Annotated in this window: 25 protein-coding genes; 4 read left to right on the top strand and 21 right to left on the bottom strand. The window is 49.9% G+C overall.

The window, feature by feature from the left end; genetic code table 11:
* Window positions 1-36: 36 nt before the first annotated feature.
* From PRUTH_RS12930 to PRUTH_RS12945, 4 genes are all read left to right on the top strand, one after another.
* Window positions 37-1,104, top strand: coding sequence for a site-specific integrase (locus tag PRUTH_RS12930; RefSeq protein ID WP_151173442.1), 1,068 nt, complete (start codon window positions 37-39; stop codon window positions 1,102-1,104).
* 326 nt (window positions 1,105-1,430) lie between these two features.
* Entirely contained in the window at window positions 1,431-1,721 is a 291-nt protein-coding gene (locus PRUTH_RS12935) for a hypothetical protein (protein ID WP_151173443.1), read from the top strand.
* A 119-nt stretch (window positions 1,722-1,840) separates the two neighbouring features.
* Window positions 1,841-2,461, top strand: coding sequence for a DUF4145 domain-containing protein (locus PRUTH_RS12940; RefSeq protein ID WP_170268950.1), 621 nt, complete (start codon window positions 1,841-1,843; stop codon window positions 2,459-2,461).
* Window positions 2,462-2,597: 136 nt separating this feature from the next.
* Window positions 2,598-3,017, top strand: a complete 420-nt coding sequence (locus tag PRUTH_RS12945) for a hypothetical protein (RefSeq protein WP_151173444.1) — start codon at window positions 2,598-2,600, stop codon at window positions 3,015-3,017.
* A 158-nt stretch (window positions 3,018-3,175) separates the two neighbouring features.
* On the opposite strand, the gene PRUTH_RS12950 is transcribed toward PRUTH_RS12945, so the two are convergent.
* The 21 genes from PRUTH_RS12950 to gpM form a co-directional block, all read right to left on the bottom strand.
* Entirely contained in the window at window positions 3,176-4,126 is a 951-nt protein-coding gene (locus tag PRUTH_RS12950) for a hypothetical protein (protein ID WP_151173445.1), read from the bottom strand.
* Entirely contained in the window at window positions 4,099-4,791 is a 693-nt protein-coding gene (locus PRUTH_RS12955) for a hypothetical protein (RefSeq protein WP_151173446.1), read from the bottom strand. Before PRUTH_RS12955 ends, PRUTH_RS12950 begins: the two co-directional genes overlap by 28 nt.
* 1 nt (window position 4,792) lies before the next feature.
* Complete coding sequence (locus tag PRUTH_RS12960) at window positions 4,793-5,275, bottom strand: baseplate complex protein (protein WP_022945381.1); 483 nt, start codon at window positions 5,273-5,275, stop codon at window positions 4,793-4,795.
* Complete coding sequence (locus PRUTH_RS12965) at window positions 5,272-5,979, bottom strand: hypothetical protein (protein ID WP_151173447.1); 708 nt, start codon at window positions 5,977-5,979, stop codon at window positions 5,272-5,274. The genes PRUTH_RS12960 and PRUTH_RS12965 overlap by 4 nt, the downstream gene beginning before the upstream one ends.
* Entirely contained in the window at window positions 5,954-6,295 is a 342-nt protein-coding gene (locus PRUTH_RS12970; protein ID WP_138507993.1) for a DUF1353 domain-containing protein, read from the bottom strand. Before PRUTH_RS12970 ends, PRUTH_RS12965 begins: the two co-directional genes overlap by 26 nt.
* Window positions 6,295-6,798, bottom strand: a complete 504-nt coding sequence (locus tag PRUTH_RS12975) for a hypothetical protein (RefSeq protein WP_151173448.1) — start codon at window positions 6,796-6,798, stop codon at window positions 6,295-6,297. The genes PRUTH_RS12970 and PRUTH_RS12975 overlap by 1 nt, the downstream gene beginning before the upstream one ends.
* The gene (locus tag PRUTH_RS12980; RefSeq protein WP_151173449.1) at window positions 6,798-7,631 is read right to left on the bottom strand and encodes a hypothetical protein; all 834 of its coding nucleotides are present in this window, start codon (window positions 7,629-7,631) and stop codon (window positions 6,798-6,800) included. The genes PRUTH_RS12975 and PRUTH_RS12980 overlap by 1 nt, the downstream gene beginning before the upstream one ends.
* A 2-nt stretch (window positions 7,632-7,633) precedes the next feature.
* The gene (locus tag PRUTH_RS12985; protein ID WP_151173450.1) at window positions 7,634-8,431 is read right to left on the bottom strand and encodes a phage tail-collar fiber domain-containing protein; all 798 of its coding nucleotides are present in this window, start codon (window positions 8,429-8,431) and stop codon (window positions 7,634-7,636) included.
* The gene (locus tag PRUTH_RS12990; protein WP_151173451.1) at window positions 8,428-8,949 is read right to left on the bottom strand and encodes a phage tail protein; all 522 of its coding nucleotides are present in this window, start codon (window positions 8,947-8,949) and stop codon (window positions 8,428-8,430) included. Before PRUTH_RS12990 ends, PRUTH_RS12985 begins: the two co-directional genes overlap by 4 nt.
* Entirely contained in the window at window positions 8,946-10,094 is a 1,149-nt protein-coding gene (locus PRUTH_RS12995; RefSeq protein ID WP_151173452.1) for a baseplate J/gp47 family protein, read from the bottom strand. The genes PRUTH_RS12990 and PRUTH_RS12995 overlap by 4 nt, the downstream gene beginning before the upstream one ends.
* Window positions 10,084-10,416, bottom strand: a complete 333-nt coding sequence (locus PRUTH_RS13000) for a DUF2590 family protein (protein ID WP_022945373.1) — start codon at window positions 10,414-10,416, stop codon at window positions 10,084-10,086. Before PRUTH_RS13000 ends, PRUTH_RS12995 begins: the two co-directional genes overlap by 11 nt.
* Window positions 10,413-12,725, bottom strand: coding sequence for a phage tail tape measure protein (locus tag PRUTH_RS13005; RefSeq protein ID WP_151173453.1), 2,313 nt, complete (start codon window positions 12,723-12,725; stop codon window positions 10,413-10,415). Before PRUTH_RS13005 ends, PRUTH_RS13000 begins: the two co-directional genes overlap by 4 nt.
* A gap of 26 nt (window positions 12,726-12,751) precedes the next feature.
* Window positions 12,752-12,871, bottom strand: a complete 120-nt coding sequence (locus PRUTH_RS19390; protein WP_371741514.1) for a DUF6890 family protein — start codon at window positions 12,869-12,871, stop codon at window positions 12,752-12,754.
* 29 nt (window positions 12,872-12,900) lie between these two features.
* The gene (locus tag PRUTH_RS13010) at window positions 12,901-13,197 is read right to left on the bottom strand and encodes a putative phage tail assembly chaperone (RefSeq protein WP_151173454.1); all 297 of its coding nucleotides are present in this window, start codon (window positions 13,195-13,197) and stop codon (window positions 12,901-12,903) included.
* Complete coding sequence (locus tag PRUTH_RS13015; protein WP_151173455.1) at window positions 13,194-13,784, bottom strand: hypothetical protein; 591 nt, start codon at window positions 13,782-13,784, stop codon at window positions 13,194-13,196. The genes PRUTH_RS13010 and PRUTH_RS13015 overlap by 4 nt, the downstream gene beginning before the upstream one ends.
* Window positions 13,781-14,236 (bottom strand): phage protein, encoded by a 456-nt coding sequence (locus PRUTH_RS13020; protein WP_022944376.1) that lies wholly within the window; start codon window positions 14,234-14,236, stop codon window positions 13,781-13,783. The genes PRUTH_RS13015 and PRUTH_RS13020 overlap by 4 nt, the downstream gene beginning before the upstream one ends.
* A gap of 8 nt (window positions 14,237-14,244) precedes the next feature.
* Window positions 14,245-15,363 carry a DUF2586 domain-containing protein gene (locus PRUTH_RS13025; RefSeq protein ID WP_151173456.1) on the bottom strand — a complete coding sequence of 373 codons (1,119 nt, stop codon included), beginning with the start codon at window positions 15,361-15,363 and terminating at the stop codon, window positions 14,245-14,247.
* Window positions 15,364-15,375: 12 nt separating this feature from the next.
* Window positions 15,376-16,014, bottom strand: a complete 639-nt coding sequence (locus tag PRUTH_RS13030; protein ID WP_151173457.1) for a phage virion morphogenesis protein — start codon at window positions 16,012-16,014, stop codon at window positions 15,376-15,378.
* Window positions 15,995-16,438, bottom strand: coding sequence for a phage tail protein (locus PRUTH_RS13035; RefSeq protein ID WP_138508006.1), 444 nt, complete (start codon window positions 16,436-16,438; stop codon window positions 15,995-15,997). Before PRUTH_RS13035 ends, PRUTH_RS13030 begins: the two co-directional genes overlap by 20 nt.
* Entirely contained in the window at window positions 16,435-16,893 is a 459-nt protein-coding gene (locus PRUTH_RS13040; RefSeq protein ID WP_151173458.1) for a head completion/stabilization protein, read from the bottom strand. The genes PRUTH_RS13035 and PRUTH_RS13040 overlap by 4 nt, the downstream gene beginning before the upstream one ends.
* A gap of 94 nt (window positions 16,894-16,987) precedes the next feature.
* The gene (gene gpM, locus PRUTH_RS13045) at window positions 16,988-17,740 is read right to left on the bottom strand and encodes a phage terminase small subunit (RefSeq protein ID WP_151173459.1); all 753 of its coding nucleotides are present in this window, start codon (window positions 17,738-17,740) and stop codon (window positions 16,988-16,990) included.
* Between the last annotated feature and the right edge of the window lie 61 nt (window positions 17,741-17,801).

The raw sequence follows: 17,801 nt of genomic DNA on the forward strand, positions 1-17,801 counted from the left end.
ATTACGGTAGGACTGGAGACTAAAAAAGGCACCCTCATGGCATCATATACAATAGAAAAACGAAAACTCAAATCTGGATTCAGCTACAAGTGTAATGTGCGGCACAAAGAGCGCGGGCGGATTATACACAATGAAAATAAAACTTTCAGTAAACGAGCACTGGCTGAAACATGGGGGAAAAACAAGGTCAACTCTATTGAAGAGAGTCTGGTGAACGACCTAAAGAAAGTCGTCACCCTCGGTACCTTGCTAAATATGTATTATGAAAACCATGATCTGTGGAATAACACCGGCCGCACTAAGCAGTTTGTAATTAAAATGCTCATGGATTGTGATGTGGCAAATGTCATGTCTAACCAACTTAAAACCAGTGACTTGATTCAACATTGCCAAAACCGCAGAAGCGCAGGAGCTGGCCCTGCGACCATTTATCATGATATTGCATATCTACGTAGCGTCATGAAAAAAGCTGGGCCAGTTTGGGATATCGATGCCAATGTTTCTATTTTTGAAGATGCTGTGCCTGTATTAATTGAAATGGGCCTTGTGGGCAAAAGCCAAAAGCGCACTCGCCGACCAACAAACAACGAGTTAGAAAAATTACGTAAAGGGCTCCAGGAGCGCATGGCTTACCGGCCTAATGGTAAGGTGCGCATACCTTTTGTGGATATTCTCGATTTTTCAATTTTAACATGTATGCGAATAGGTGAAGTGTGCAAGCTTCGCTGGGAAGATTTAAACGAAAAGCATAAGACCATACTAGTTCGCGACCGCAAAGATCCCCGTAAAAAGACTGGTAATCATATGGTGGTGCCATTGCTTGCTGGTTCTTTTGATATTGTTTTACGCCAACCTCGCAATAGTGAATTTATATTTCCTTATAATTCAAAGTCGGTGACTGCTGGCTTTCAGCGAGTCAGAAATTCTTTGGGAATTGAAGACTTGCGATATCATGACATGCGCAGAGAGGGAGCTAGTCGATTGTTTGAAAAAGGATATAGTATCGAGGATGTTGCCCAAGTTACTGGACATAGAAACCTAAATATTCTTTGGCAGGTTTATACACAGTTATTTCCTCATAAGCTTCATGCTAAAGATAAATAAGTTATAGTGACTCAAACGCTTTCTGACAGCAGCTCAGATAAATCCTAACTTAGTCGGACAGGTAGAAACGAGCGAGAAGCGGATGTCATCCTTACACCAAAATCATAATGTATACTTCCATAATCGTTTAGTTTCTTCCATAGTCAGGAAAACGACCAAATTGGTCGTTTTTGTCGTGTCCAGAATTAGAGCGATTTACAGAAACTTCAACGCTGGTAAGCACTTCCTAAATTTGCTATCAATGGTCTAAGGACAAAAACGAGACAGATTGCGGCAGAAAAACGACCCAATCGCTCGATATTAAATTGTTATATGCCAAGGAAATCATGAAGTATTTATTCATAGTTTCACTAATTTTTACGCTTATTGCATGCAAGGGCGATGGATACCTTAGAGGTGAAGTAGAACCTTCACAAGACGGTAAAACTTACTTTGGTGTAATTGATAATAATGGTGGAAATTGTGGGCCGTTACTATTAGATGGTAGAGCGTGGGAGTTACCTCTCGGTGAAGTATCAGAAATAGAGCCTGGTGAGCATATTATTCACTGTGGATCATCCATTAGTTTTGTTATACCCAAGGGCGTGGTTTTTATGTTCGATTATTGGGGCCCATAGGCATATAACAAGGCAAATCAAAAAGGGCGGACAAAAACCAGTTGGCTTTGTTCGTTCCTCACAAGTTTAGCCAACTAATTTTTGCCGTTTATTTGCGGCGTTATGCATAGGGAGAAATAATGCAACATTATCCACCAGAACATCAAAAAGAGAACTTTCATTGCCCTTTGTGTGGGGTTTATGCAAAGCAACATTGGGGGAGTGGTTATCATGGCCTTTGGGGGAATTACCGCCAAAATGCCATGACTGTTGCAACATGCTCACATTGTGAAAAACTGTCTTACTGGCTAGATGGTCGAATGATTTATCCATCATCAGGAACAGTAGAACTTCCAAACCCTGACCTTCCAGAAAACTGCCTGCAGGATTATGAAGAAGCGCGAGATATTGTGGCAAGATCTCCTAAAGGGGCTGCGGCCTTGCTTCGATTATGCATTCAGAAGCTAATGGTTCATTTAGGGCTGCCAGGCAATAATATCAATAATGATATTGCTTCTTTAGTTGAAGCGGGCCTTCCGCCTTTGGTCCAGAGGTCTCTAGATATCTGTCGTGTTGTTGGTAACAACGCAGTACACCCGGGAGAAATAGATTTAAATGATTCCCCTGAAATAGCAAATCATCTTTTCCGGCTTGTGAATCTAATTGTTCAGGATCGAATAACTCGACCCAGAGAAATAGAAGAGCTTTACGGCTCCTTGCCTGAGGGCGCTAGAGAGGCTATAGAGAGGCGTGATGCATAACAAGTTGCTGCACTCGGAAAATTACTCGCTGCGCTCCCAATTTTCCGGTGAGCAAGGCGTTAACTGTATTCAATATTACGGTGAGTTTTAATCAAAATAAGTTCTGAATGAGCATTAAATAAAGGAATAATAATTTATGAAATATCATGTTAACTCTGTTGGTGGCAACATTGAAGGCTTTAAAATTGGCCTAGCTAAAGCGTTACAACTAACTATCGAGAGTGATTCTAAGGAATTATTGATTAAAGTTGGTCAACTAGCTAATGCAACTGGAATGATGAGTGATGTGCTTGGTGATGAGTTTGTTAAATCATTAATTAAAAACAAGCAGAAAACTTTAAATATTCAAAATCAGATGATTTCTATTCATTTAGAGTCGGACAAAAGTAAACGTTCAAACTTTAGAAGTGGTGTTTCATTTGCTCCCTGGGCAACTACTGAAGCGTTAAATTCAATCATTAGTGACCATCGAACTGTAATGTCTGTCTATGTTCCTTGGTTGGATACGGAATTAAATGATTACACTGCTAATCATCAAGATTCAGTTTTAGTATAAAATACACCATACAAGCATTTAAGAATGATTCGCAACGCTTGTCGTTTTCGCTTCGCTGTAAGCGATTTTAATATTGAGGTCTCCATTGTCTCCACTTTATTGAAAATCTCATCTATGTCATGGTGTTATTTTTGTGGGAAAGGTCAATATCTGCCGGTTTACTGCTCGGTAATCGGTGAAAGCTGGTTTCCTAAGCCTGCTGCTGTTGATTGATACCCTGTAAACTGCCCGGCTTGCTGTGACTTACCTGCCCCCTCGTGGGTATGCATCGCAAGTGTTTGATTGGTGTCTTTTACCACGGCAATCAAATCGAGCAATATTTGCAACACATTCACCGATTCATTGCCCACCCAAACCGTTTGTCCTTCTAGCTTTGCTAAGTTCGCGGCTTTGGCGTGGAGCGTCTTTAGTGTTTCAAGGTTCATGTTACCGTGGGCTTTGATATCTACCTGCTTTTGACTGCCCAATTGCATGTTATCTAATGCAATAAGCAAGGCCTTCTCACCCACTGTGGTTTTTAATGCGCCCAGGATGGTGTTTAGTTGGTTACCTTCAACGCGCGTGGAATCATGCGAATCAATGCTCGTACTCTTTTGATGATAATGCTCCGAACGCGTACACGACCGAATACTCGTGGTATCGGCGCTTTGTGCTAGTTCACCATCGGTATGGATATGCCAATCACCATTAGTGCCACGAACCTGGCTACGGGCACTTTGTTTGAGTGACACATCAGTACATTTGCGCTCATTCACAAGTTGCCCAAATGGCAGCAAGTGAGTGATCACCGGCATAGCGTTATTACCATCAATAAATTGAATCAAGCATTGCATGCCCACATGCGGTGACAATTCCACACCCGCATCACTGGCCGCAACACTGACGGCTAGGGGCACCTGCTCGTAAACAGGTGTATTTTTTGGCTCGCCACTTGGCGCTAGCAGCTGGATATCCACGGCGAGATGGGCACGAAACGGCGTGCTTATCTGCGCATCCTGGTGTGGTAAGTCATACACAGCTTCGATGCGCGCCAATTGCGGTACATGTTGACGCTGCTTCAGCTCAGGATGAAAACGTCCGATTAAACGGCGGACAGCTGCGGGGACCATAAAATACTTTGCTCCGTTTCTTTAAGTTCTACTTGCCCAACATAGCGCTTGTTGAGTTTCATGCCTGGGCGCAGATAAGGCACCGCAAACAGTGTCGCGCTGCTGGCATTGCTGGATTTAAAAATATGCTCGGCCGTGGTAATGGTTTTATTTTCGGCTTGCCAACCACTGTCATGCCAGCTCCCCACATACACATTGCCATTGGTGCGCTGCTGAAATATATAATCAGTAATACCAAACGCAGCCCCGAGTTTACGCAGCGCATTTACACCGTCGTCACTGTGATAGAAGCATGGGATCTTACGATTGGCATAGTCCGCATCGGGCAGCTCAATGGTGATACCTGCACGCTCTATCTCGTCGCACACATCGCGAAGTGTCGGGTGACGTTTGGCGATAGGCAGCGCAAAAGACAAGGCACCGACAAGCTCTCGGCAAGTAATGAACCACCGCCCTGCTCGCTGTTGCTTCGACTCGATCACTCCATAGAAGTACGGCACCAATTTATCTTGATAACCGATGTGAAACTCCACAAGGCCGCTTGGCAATGTGTCTTCTGCAACCACAAACACCGCGCGCCCGGGTGAGCGCAAAGAAAGCACCACGTTATGGTGTGCAGGCGTCACCACCTCGCCGCCGATAGAGAGTAAGGTTTGTAACTTCATGCTATTGGCCCTCGGCCGCTTCGAACAACACAAGGGTTTGTGCGTGTCCGTCTTTAGCTGGGCTTTGGCTGATCCCTTTGTTTGTCTCGTCTAACTGCTGCTGTTTTTTCTCGGCCACACTTTTAACTTCGACGAGTTTAAAGGTGAGATTCCACGCTTTGAGCGTTTGATCTTCTTTGACATTGACCTTGCCCGCAAACTTAGCTCTGCGTATTTTCATACTCTGCGCTAACTCATTTGTGATGGTATACACTTGGCGCTCGCCATAATCATTCTCAGCCTCTGCCCAGCGAGTGATTTGCTCAAGCGCATCGAGCTCATCCATTCTCAGCACAGTGCTAATGGTGAGCCCTTTTGGTTTGGTGCCCTCTTCACTGGTAATAGCAAAGGAGCCAACCCCTGATTGGTTTGTTCCCGCCAAATCAAAATTGGCATGCACCCGAGTATTGCTACCGGGCACTTTTACGCCATTTAATGCAATCAATTGAATAACTCCACAAGTGGGGCGATGGCCTGTTGGCGCCCCACATAAACCTGAAAAGCCCAGTGCACGTGGTTGTCTCCCAAGCGCTCAAGTGCATCGGCCAGACTTCGCGCACTGGTCGCGGTGATCGCTTTCGTGCGAAGCCCAAGTTGGGCCGCATCAAACGAGCATGAGTCTATCCGCGCATCCCGCGCAGCTTTTTGCTCGCCGAGCGCCGCCAACTCTTCATCGATGCTGCCAACACTGTTTTGCCCCTCACCTTTTATCAATTTGGTTGAAGCTACCTGATACGCGCGACTTAGCGCAGGAACGTGGCACGCATCACTGAGAGTTTGCCACTCAATGCTTTGCTCATAGCCCGTTAGCTCGTTCATTTTGTGCTTGTCTAATGTTTCAAGCGAGCGGGCGTATCGCGCTGCGGTTATGAATACAGGAAGTGGACAGGCGTCGTTTGCCACCTCGAGTGCTTGCGCTAATCTCTCAGGTTTAGGGGCACTGGTATAAAGCACCAGCGCGTGCCAATGAGAAGGCCGCTCTCGTCGCGTCATATCGCGCACTGCCTGAGCGATCCGCGCCGCACCGGCGGCACTGCTAACGAGCTGCTCAAGGGCATAGCTATTAAGCGCGAGCCCATGCACCTCAGCAATCAATGCATTAAGCTCGCTGCGGCTACCGGCGCTATTTAAAGAGCTTGGGAACTGCATAAAGCGCATTCGCTAATTTTTGGTAACCCACGACCGCCCAACGCATAGGCACCGCTTTCCATTTCGGCACGCCTGTGCGCAACAACAGTGTGTAAAATTCTGCATGCGGGCTTTTACGCCCTGTTTTTAGTGCGTAGTCATGCCACACTGCGGCTTCAAGACCACTCCCAAATGGATTATGAAACCACCGTAAATACCAGGGTAAAGTAAAGCCGTCGGTGACAAAGCCACTGTGGACTTCGCCAAACTGAGTTTTAAGGGGCGCAATGAGCCGCGCTTTACCATCACCAATAAATGTTGCCTGTAATTGTTTCATTAGATCACCGAAAATTTATGTTCTACTAATTCAAATAAAGATTGCGCAAAGTCCGTATTGATCAGCTCCTGGTTCACGACCCACACCCCGTTCGTTTCAAATTTAAGTGGCACCGTAAATACCCCGTCGACGACCTGAGCAGGCATTAGCTGAATGCGCCCGGTATCAAGGCGTAAAAACGGCACTTTAAATTTTCTGTCCTCAATCGCGAGCGTGCCCGTGGCAATCACGTCGGCGGATTGTTGTGGCACGGTGTATTCACGTTCTGCATTGTTGTATCCCTGTAATTGTCCGGCGACCGCATCAATATTGACGGGAATAAGCGTTGGCCGCTCTGGCTCACTGGGCAAAGCCGGTTCAATGAATTCGCCATTTTCATAGCGGTACCCTTGGCGTAATACCACACCCGGGGGCACCTCAATCCACTGCTCGGTCAACGGCGCATGCGCGACCACACGCGGGTTGACGACCACGGCATTCTCTACGATTGCATATACTGTCATTAGTCCCACTCCAACATGATAAAACCGGGCTCTCCGGGAAGCGCATTGTGTGCCGTGCTATTTGCACCTCGCCCACCGGTGCCATACCCATCGGGTGAAAATAAACACCCGCCGGGCCCGCCTTGGGCGTAAGTTCCACCACCGGCGCTGTTATTAAACTCTTGCCCAAGAACAATCTCTCCGGGCCCAGCCAAGCGCAGTGCTGTTTCTGAAGGCTGGCCGCCGGTGAAACGTGAGATGTATCGGCCTCGAGATTGACCCGACTCCCCCCCTTCGACGAAAAAGCCGATATCTCGCCACGTTGAGGTAATGCCAAATTGCTGGCTTAGTTTGCTGGCTTGCTTCATGTAGCTGTAATCAATCCCGTACTCGATATCAATATCACCGCCTCCACCGGCGCCGCCTATCAACTGCACTTCCGTCATTAACGTTGTCAGCGGCCCATAGCGGTTTTCATTGCGGGCCGTCAGGTTGCGCACGATGCTCGTACCGCCGTCTCCACCAAAGTGCAGGTTTCGCGTTGAGTAGGTCGAAGCGCCCGTTGCCGCCGCCCCCGCATCACCAATGATGACTTCTATTTCATCCCCTGCCTTGGCTGCAATGGGAAGGCGAAAACAAGCCGAGCCACCGTGGCCACTGTCTCCCCCCGTTTGTAATCCACTGGCATACACACCACTGCCACCACCTCCTGCTCCACATCCTGTGATGTAAAGTACGTTTTCTATAAAACTACTTGGTAGGGTAAATAGCCGACTGACATCAAAGAACTCTGCATTGGGGATCCCTCGGATAGGAAACCCTGTTGACGTACTTGGCACTAATAAACTGTCCACCTTTAAAACTCCCATTGCTGTGTTTGGTCATTCCACACAAAAACGACTTCACGAAGATCACTGTCACCTCGGCTGGTGCGAAGGGTCACCGCGTTATCACTTAACTCATCTTGGCGGCGCTTGAAGGACGTCCCACTACGTGCACTCAATACCGGCAATACGCCTTTTTCTGTTTTGACTGAGAACCACTCGCCACCACTTAGGCTTGCATGATCTGGTGCTGTGTAGTTTTGTGAGTCGGCAATAAGGTGGCGCTCATACACCCGAAGCTGTGGCTCAGCGCCAATAAAGGGTTTGTCGAGCGACAAGGCATCAAACTCTTCGCGCGTCACGAAGTTGTAATCTGTTATTTGCCAGGGTAATGACGACAGGGTGACATTAAGCTGCTGCGCGATAGCACTTGAGCGCCATACAATGCTTTTCACGCTGTAATTGCCCGCGCTGTCCGCTGTTGCTTTGTACTTGTGTTGCACGTCAGTATGAACAATAGCGACAAGCACCTCATCGCCATTGGCCAGTGTCGCAACGGCGCCAAATACGTTGAACTCAAAGTCTCCCGTTTCATAGCCCAGCACTGCGCTCATCACTACGGCATTCCCATCAAGGCGTGACACAGCTTGAATGGGTTGCGTGTGCACAACGCTCTGCGGGTCGATGACCGCATCCGGGTCAATGGGCACTGAGGGGTCCAGCCCTGGCACCATTGCGAAGAGGAAGTGTGAAATGTTCTGCACTTGCTCACCGGCAAACACTGCGTCTTTGTATGCCAGCCCGGCATTTGTGATCTGTAGTTGGCTCATCCCACAACCTCTTTTTCAAATTCAATTAAGGCGCATCCATATGCTGACTCAATGGCCGTCAGCGCTTTTAAGAAATAGCGCCGACACGTCATTCCGTAGCTGCGAATGATCTCTTTGATTAATGCTTGGTTGGTAACTTGCTCACTCTCTAACATGGCTATTTCGACCATGTCCCAGTCATACCCCGGGAGACGGTCGTTTATTTCCACAAAGCCAAACCCCAAGCGTTTAAAAATACGCTCCATACCCGTGTTAAATCCGGCGTCCTCGGCGTTAGCGACAGCGTATTTAATACGCTTGGCATAGAGGGCCAATGGCTCGCCTTCAAGGCGGTTTATATCCCGCTCCCACGCAAGTAAATCGAGGATTTCCTCAGCTGCATGCGTTTCATCTATTTGTGTAAGCCATCCTGTCAGTGCGGTTTCAATTTCATGCCAGTACGCCTTGGCCGCACGCTCTAATTGCTGAGCCTGCTCGCCACGAAACCAGACGGGAAGCTTGGTAGAGGTATTACTCATTGGCGCTCCATCGTGAGGGTGTCTAATGATGGAAGCCACAGACCGGTATGAATATCGGCGGTTTCAAACTCAATACTTTTTAGCGCTGGAAAGTGAGCATGTAACTCACTGGCGAGTAAGCTAAAGCTAAACTGCTCTTTGGGTTTTACGCGGGTCACATCGTACGCAGCGTTTTCGCGAAACGCAGAGCGAATGCATTGCTTAAGTTCCTCGTGAATATCGTCTGCATTGGCATGGAGCCAGTATTTACCAATGACACTAACCCCTTGGCGCGCAAGAGCCAGTACTTGAAGGTCATCCCCATTGCCATGCAGACCACTGCCGATATGGTTATTAATGTCGTTAAGCAGCGCTTGGCTTACAGTGCCTGTTTCTAGATACACATAAGCATTTGCACTGCCTGGGCCTCGGGGGGCACTGTGATCAAATGCGATGTTATCAGCGAGTATGCCTGGGAACTCACTGATAATAGCGCGATACACCGCATCAACATGGAACCCACCCAAGCTCGAAAACTTATCACGGCATCGTAGTCGGTAGTTCTCATCGCTTTCTACATCTTGGCCGGGCGTCAAAAGCCAGTCATCGAGATTGATCACACTGACGCCTTCTATCGGCACATTAAATTGGCTGTAATACCCTGCAACAAGGTTGTATTCACTGCCTGTTTGCATTGCCCGGGCCACCGCGATTTTTTCAACTTCACCATCCACAAAGTGAATATCGTTTAATAGCTCAAGCTCGTATGTGCGCCCGTTCACTGGGGTGCTTTGCACGCGAGTGAACGCGGGGATCAATAGCGCACCGCCTGATTGGGTCCGGGTGATGGTTAAGTTACCGACCGCTTTAACAGCCTGAAGGCGCGGTGTATTGCGCCCCTCCCCATGCTGATCGAGCCACTTATCCTTCGCCAATAAAATAAATGTATTGGGCATTACTTCATCAACGAGCACATTGATGAGTTGGCTCGTTGCCTCCCCAACAATGGCTTTTTGTGCGCGCCAAAACGGGCTTTGTGGTGACTGGTTTTTTACAGCTAAGCCCTGACCAACCAGGCTTTGCTCCCATAACGCCTTTTGCTCTTGCTCGCTTATTGGCACACCACGCGCTTTAAGCACATTTAGGAACTGCGCTCTATAATCCATACTGCACCTCTAAATCACCGAAATCACGGGTTTTGGCCCACATAATGATGCGCTCATGGTGAGGCATCGCCATATTAATCGTGCCAGGAACCAAGCGTGTGTCTTGCTCAACTAAAAGCTCTAAGTCCGTCAAAATACGCTGAATGATGATAGGGTCGCGCATACCAATCAGCGGCAGCACAATGCCTGATTCACGTATCGCATGGCGAATATCCTGCGCTATCACCACACGGTCGGTGGCACTCTCAACGGCTAACGCACGATTTGTTTGTAAGTCATCATCGCTTATCAGTAAATCGATATAGATTGGCGTCGCACTCACCCGGTTAACTCCCATAGTTCGGCCAAGCTTTCCTTGGTAATTTGCTGATCTGTCCGCAGCTCTAGGTGGTCGATATACACACGTTTATCCTCACTCTGCTGGCTGCTGTGTTGAGTCTGAGTCGCAAACTGCTGAATGAGCTTGCTTTGGTTCAAGGTTGTTGCCGCGCGCACCGAACTCAGAGGCTGCGTGTGCGCCTGTTTGGCTTTATCAATGACATCAAACGATGTGTCATTTGCTGAGTGGGTAAAATGGTGGTTTGCATCAATGACGTTTGCGCTCAGTGCATCGATGCGGGTTAATGGATTAACACGACCTGCAGCAAAGTTATCGGTAGCTGTGGGCAAAGGCACCACATTATTGGCTCGCGTGACGATATCGCTGCCATATTGACGGCTAAATGTGGTGTCTGTTTGAGTGTGCTCGGTAGCCACACTCACATCAGTGTCGATCCCCAGTAAATCACGCAGTTTCGCCAGTGCCCCCTTTAGGCCGCCCAGCTTTTGCTCTAACCACTCGAGTGCTTTGCCGTACCCTTTTTGCACTAAACCTATCGGCGAATAACTAAAGACCTTACCAAGAAACTGCCAAATGGCGCTCAATGGGCCACGCATTGATTCCCATGCCTGGCTTGCGGGCTTCGCTAACCAACCAAACAACTCACCTAAGCGAGTGACGCCCCATGCGAGCGCACGAACGGGCGCGAGTAAGAAGTTCATCACACTGCCGACAACCGTGCCAAAGAGCTGCCCCGCTGTCGCCGCCCCCTCTAATTGCTGAGATGTACTACTCACAGGCTCAAACAAATTCACAAACCAATCAAACAACGCACCGAGCATACTAAAGAGCGGTGATAACGCCGTGCGCAGCGTGCCCAGTGATGAAAACACGGGCGCTAAGCCATCGGTGAAGCCTTCCCAAAAGCCGCCTAGGAATGCCTTGATAGGCTCCCAATACTTGTATATGACCGCCGCCAACAGGCCAACTAAGCCAATCACAATGCCAATCGGGTTCGCGAGTAATGCGGCATTTAATAACCACTGGGCTCCTGTGAACATGCGTGTGGCACTGGTGACGGTGATCATCGTCATGCCCCACCCAGCCGTCGCCACTTTGTTTAATCCCATGACGAGGGTGTATGCACTGCCAATGGCAACTAGACCCAGCATGGCGGCGGCACTGGCTGTCAGTACCGTGGTGAGCACAGGGAATTGCTCTGAGAAATCCACCACGTAGGCAAATGCACGTGCAAGCATATCAACGAGGGGATCAATGACCGGCGCCAAGCGCTGCCCCAAAGCCGAAGCCGCCGCGTTAATCGAGCCGCCCAACCTATCCCAGGGGCTGGCAATGGTGTTTGCCATTTCGAGCGCTTTATCCATGCCCTTTTGCTCGCCCAGCGCATCGATGTTATTCGCAAGCTTCGCGGTTTTGGGGATGAGGTTATCGATAAAGGCCACGGCTTGCTTTGAGCCGAACGCCTCCATCATCAGATCTTTTTTAGCGACCGTATCAAGGGCGCCGTATTTATCGGTAATGCGCTGCATGATATCGACTACAGGCAATAACTGGCCTTGGCTGTCTGTGAATGTCAGCCCTAACTTTGTTTGCGCTTTACCAATACCGGTTAAGAATGCCTGGTATTTGGTGGCCGCTTCACTGCCACTCATGGTGGCTTGCAACTCACCTAAGATAGCCATTTGCTCATTCATGGCAACGCCATGGGCCGTTGCCGCAGAGCCAAGGCGGCTAAATGCTTGCTCCATTTGGGGGCCGGTGGTTTTAAACATTTGCACCGCCGCAGCGGTTTGCCCGGCCACCTGTTTCACCCAGTTGGACTTGCCCATCTCGTTGGCGGTGTTCTCAAAGACACCGTACATGGTGCCCAGGTAACTGGTGATGTTGCCCACGTTGGCTTTCGTCGCCACCGCGAGCACTCCAGATGCCTCGGTAAAACTAGAAAGCTCATCGCCGGTTAACCCTGCAATGGCTGATTGAATGTCATAGGCCGAGCGGATCACGGTCGCACTGTCACCGCCAAAGCGCGTCGTAAAGCGGTGCGCCGTGCTATTGAGTTGCTCGAGGGCGTGCTCAGCCACCCCCAGGGACTGGACTTCACCGAGCGCGGCAATACTGTCAATGGAGGGCGCCAGTGATGCGCTAAGCATGGCACCGGCGGCAATCATGCCCGCTGCACCCGCTGCCATATCGCCCATGCCCGACTTCACTTTGTGTGTCAGCTGGTCTACTTTGGCTATCATCTTGTTCACAGGGCCGGTGACCGCATCCACCACGCCTATCGTAAACATGAGTTTTTCCAACTTATTCACACGCGCTACTCACTCAATGCAGAAGCAATGCCGTTATTGACGGCCACTGCCATTTTTTTCCAATAGTCGTTCTCTAAGAACAATGCCCGGGCAAGGTTCTCTTCACCAACGGCACTGCCGGGCAAGTGCCGCTGGTGATAGGCGAGCAGCTGATCTAAGCTGTTTTCGCTGATTTCTCTTGCTCGCCTTTCGATTTTTTTACCGTGATCGCTATGTCTGGCTGGTACTCTTCAACAATCGCACCGGCCACGTGTAAGGGCATGCCTGGCTGTTTTATCAGCTCTTTCAGCGCCGCTTTGCAGCTGTCATCCACGGTATTCATGCAGAAGTTGTGCGCAGGCTGTATTTTGTTATTTGGCGTGGTGCTGTTGATGTACTGGTTGTATGCCGCCAACGTGATGTTAAATGTGATCGCTTTATCGTTAATTTCTAACTCAATGACTTTTTTCACAGGCGCGTCTCGCTCTCAGTTAAAAGGGTGTAAGAAAAACTCGGGCCATACAGTGAAGCACTGTCACGGCATAGGTTCATAAATTGGCTAAAGTGCTCGGGGCTCGCTAATACCTGGCAACCGGCGGACCACTTGCCAACGTGTTTGCTCGTTGTGTGCTTGTTGGCCCGGTGGCAGTTGATACCGAAATAACCGGACTCCGTCGGGGTATCTGTATCGATGTGTGCATCCGAATTGTTATCGCGGTACACCGTCATTTCGCCGCGCTGCACCAACGCATCGTACTTACCCTGGTGCTGTCCAAGTTGCCAACAGCCACTGTAGCGACCAGGCACAAGGACGGCCGTGCCTTTCACATTCGCGGGATGCTTCCGGTAATAGGTGCCCGGATCAGTGGTGGCCGGGTAGGCTTTGCACTGCCATGCGCCACCGCGTTGGTAAAGCACATAAATCATGTCATTAAAGGTATTGGCCTGTGCATCACTGGCGCGCACGCCAATGATGTTCAGGTTTAACTCCCCTTCAAATACACGGTGTCCATTTGCCCGCATCGCTGCTAAGAGCTGTTGAGCGCTGAGCGGCTTCATACGATGTTCTCCACTTCTTTCGCGGTCAGATAGGGGATACCGTTGATTTTGACAAAATCCGATGAAGTCACCTCAAAAGGGATTTTAGTTTCATCAGCCTTGGCGCCTTCGGGATCAATACTGAGCACATCGCTGAGCTTTAAGAGACAGCCATACGCTTCAATATTTTTCTCACCACTGACCACGGCGCCCATCATGCTGATATCAATCGGGTCAATGCCTTTCCAGCTGCCTGCTTTTTGCGCCTCTTGTTGAATAATCAAGAAGTTTTCATGGTTGACTGTCAGCTCGCCTTTGGCAGTGCAAGGCCCATCTAAAAAGCCATCGGGTACGCCATTGGTCATACGCACTTGGCGCCCATCATCAATGGTGAGTGAGCAGTTGATCACATGAACGAGGGCATCCCCCACGTTCACATCAAAGTCTTTACCTGAAAGTTTATGTTGGCTCATGGTCGCTCCTACTCTACGGTGCCATCGGCCAAATCTAGGCCAATACTGATCACAATTTGTTTTGGCGCGTTGTACGGCGTCAACCGCATGTAAATGCGCACTTGGGTTTTGCTTTGCCATACGATGGTGATGGCATCATCTTGAGGCGGCTTAATTTCGCCCGGGAATGGGACTCCCGCCACCACCGTGCGCTTAGCCATCTGGCGCAGCGGCTCACCTAAGTAGCGCTTGGCCCAGGCCATGGATGAAGGCGTGGAGTTAAGCTTGCGATCGGCAATTAACTTAATGGCTTTGATGCGCACGGCGCGTCGGGCTTTATTCACTACGCGCAGGTTCTCTATCACCTGGTAGTCGCCGCCCTCAGCATCAAGTAAGTTCAAATCGCCAAAGTAAACGCCATCATAATCGGGATAAGTTTGTGTGCAGCTCACGCGCGCATCATCAAGCGCAGCCGTTACTGCACTGGGCAGTGGCACCGAGTCCATATCCACAGGCGCTGCCCCAAGGCCGACCATGGTGCCTGTGGCGGTGCGCATTGGGCTATCAGCCACAGTGACGGCGTGTTTACACAAACGACCGGCGAGCGCGCCTATGTCATTGCCGTGCAGTAGTGGCACAACCCCAACAGTATAAGCAGCCACACCATCGGTGATGGCCGCTGTGGCGGCGGTGTAGTCGGACCATGTTTGTGTGTCCGCTTGAATGCCTGCCACGCAGCCCAAGAAGAAATGAAAGCGGTGATAGGCATTTTCGACCTCTTGCTGTTTGGTGAACACCGCCTCAACAGCGGCTTTATCTGCGAGAGGCTCACACAACACGATGCCTTCAACTTGAATGCCCTGCACCATGGCGGTGTCCACCGCCATCAATTGCGTGGTGATATCATCCAATGGCAATGCATAGGCCTCAAACAGACCATCGGCGTTTAGCATCGCGGCACGCAGTTGGGTTTTCAGTGCAGACTCTGCCTCACCCAATAACGCGTCTAAATCGCTTTGCCCATTAATACTCACGACCTTGAGTTGATTCTCAGGGGCTTTACCAATAAACAAGAGCTTGCGCTCGATGCTGTTAGTCGCGCCCTGGCCTAAGTTATCGGCTGTAACTAATACCTGACCTTGTGACATTGTTTTCCTCGCTTATCTAAGGCGCATGGCCTCGTCTAACATAAAGTTCTTGAGTTCTTTGAGCTCGTCTCGTGATTGCCCTAAGAACGAGCGCTTGGGTGTTTTCAATGTCCAGCGCTCTTTGCTTGGTTCATCGCTCAGCAGTTTTAAAATAAAACCTGCTTTCGCTGTGCTCAGGTTCTCGGTGATCCACTTCACCGACGGCCGTTTGTATCCCTTGCCTTTAGCACGCCGTATCTTGTAGCCCGCAGCTATGAGCTTCTTTGCCAACTTTCGCGAAGCGGGTGCATCATAATCGGGGGTGCCATAGATGCGTTGTTGCTCGCCAGCGGTGCGTTCCTGCTCAGCTCCATATTGGTGAGCGCTGGCAATTCGCGCGGTGCGCGGCGAATCAAACTGCACCCGCGCCCCCGCTGGGCTTGTCTTAACAATCATCTTGCGGCCAATGCGCCGTAACATGCGTTTTTTGGTGCCGTCGGCGCGCCCTGGCCACCGCTTATTCTCTAAATCCTTTTGGCCTTTTAGCCGTGCTTTCGAATCGCGGCGCACTTTTCGCCCGGCGCTTCGAAAAACACGCCGACGAGTGCGATCATCCAGCTTAAGAAGCGCCAGTTGGTCGCGGTTATCATGGCTAATTCGCGATGTCAGCATCTAACGTAAAGTCCTCGGCCACCCATACAGGGGCACTTTCAATGCGGTATTGTTCACCCATAAATATCAGCGGGCCGTTTGCATCACGCACAATCTGAACGTCTTCACTGAGCATAAACTCAAGCTCAATATCAAAGAGCTCGTCGTCTGTTTTATCCGCGCTAAACCCAACCATCGAATCGTCAAACTCCTCGCCTTGCTCTTGCATCCAAATCGCGACCATCGCGGCGAGTAAATGCGCCGAGTGGGCATAACGCTCTATGCTCACGATGGCTTTGTAAGCCATGGTTAAAATCGTGTAGCCTGTGCCTTCGTTTTTCGCGCGAGGCTCGAACGTGCCCTCTTCTATCCACGCATCCAAGGTGGCGGCTTGGTTCAGTCCATGAGCACTTAAATAGTCAGTGATGCGCTGCAACTTGTTCATAGCAATTCAACCGGGCGATACTTGCTTTGCACCAGGTAGTTGCGCGCTTTAATGCCTTCGTTCAACCAATAAGCCCGGTGCTCTGTTTGCTGCTCTTTCTCTGCCAATGCACTCTCGCGTTGGCTAATGCTTTGGTGGCTGAGTAGCAAGTCTGCTTTGGCGAAGCACGACAGCGCTTTGATGTAGTAATACACCAGAGCGCTTCGCCCATTTATGTGTTCACTCGGCACCTCAGCAAGGGACGGATACTGCTCCCAATGCAAGACGTAGTCTCGCTCTAAGGCCGCGTTAAGTGCGTGCACTTGGTGAGTCAATACATCCACCACCATGGTTTCACGGTATGAGCTCGGCACGTGGTAATGCTCAGCAAATTGCTGCACCGACACCGCCGGATAAAAGCCATTATTCGCAATGACCTGATCACTCGTTGTGCTGTTAATACCGCTAAAGCTCATACTTTTTCCTGTTGGGTGCGGGCGCCTACAATCTGCACCTGTAAAGCAATTCAATGACTACCGGTGTGATTGCATGCCCGCTGGCGTTGGAGACTTAAATATCAATGGACACGTTAAGCTGTTTAGCCACATCGCGGGCCAGCTTTTTCACCCCGGCACCATCATTGATAAGCGTGGCTTGCACAGCGAATTGCAGTGCGTAGCCTAAATTGTGCTGGCTCTGCTCGAGCTTGGCCGCTATGGCATACAGCTTGCCGCCCACCACTTCACTCCCTGACCAATCCTGCGTAAGTAGCTGCGCAATCAAGCGGTGCATCACCAAAGCAATACCACTGTCGCTGACTGCTTCTGCCCCCTTGTTGAGGTAGTAGTTGCCTTCGTCATAGAGCTGATCGATTAAGAACGTGGGCCAATGCTTGGTGTTAAATGCCGTTGGCAGTGGCTGCTTTTGCTCGACCATTAACGGCAATAGCTCGAGCACAGCATCCCAGCGCTTGAGGTCTACCAGCCAAATAAACACCCATGCCAACACCGTATTAGGGAAGTTGTGGCCGCTGAGGCGGTACTCGTTTACGTAAGCCAAGTATTCGTTTCGCTCGAGCGCTTCGCTTTTGTAGCTGGCTTTATCTGCCACATCGTCAATTGTTTTTAATTGGCCTAAATCCGACTCAATAGCCGCTTTAAAGAACTCGTAGCGACTGGGGCCGTCATCGGCTACCGCCTGCTTGTCTTGAGCGGGTGACTCAGGTGCTGGGGTACTGTTTGCCGGTGCCGCTTTGTTGTCAGCCTCTTGCCGCGCTTGCTTTTGTGCAGCAGCTTTCGCGAGTGCCTTTTTAACTAAACTCATTTAGGAATGCTCCACTTGGATGAAAAAGGACGCCCGCCCCACGGTTTGGTTAGGGCGCCAA

This window comes from Pseudoalteromonas ruthenica (genome assembly GCF_008808095.1).
GTDB lineage: Bacteria > Pseudomonadota > Gammaproteobacteria > Enterobacterales > Alteromonadaceae > Pseudoalteromonas > Pseudoalteromonas ruthenica.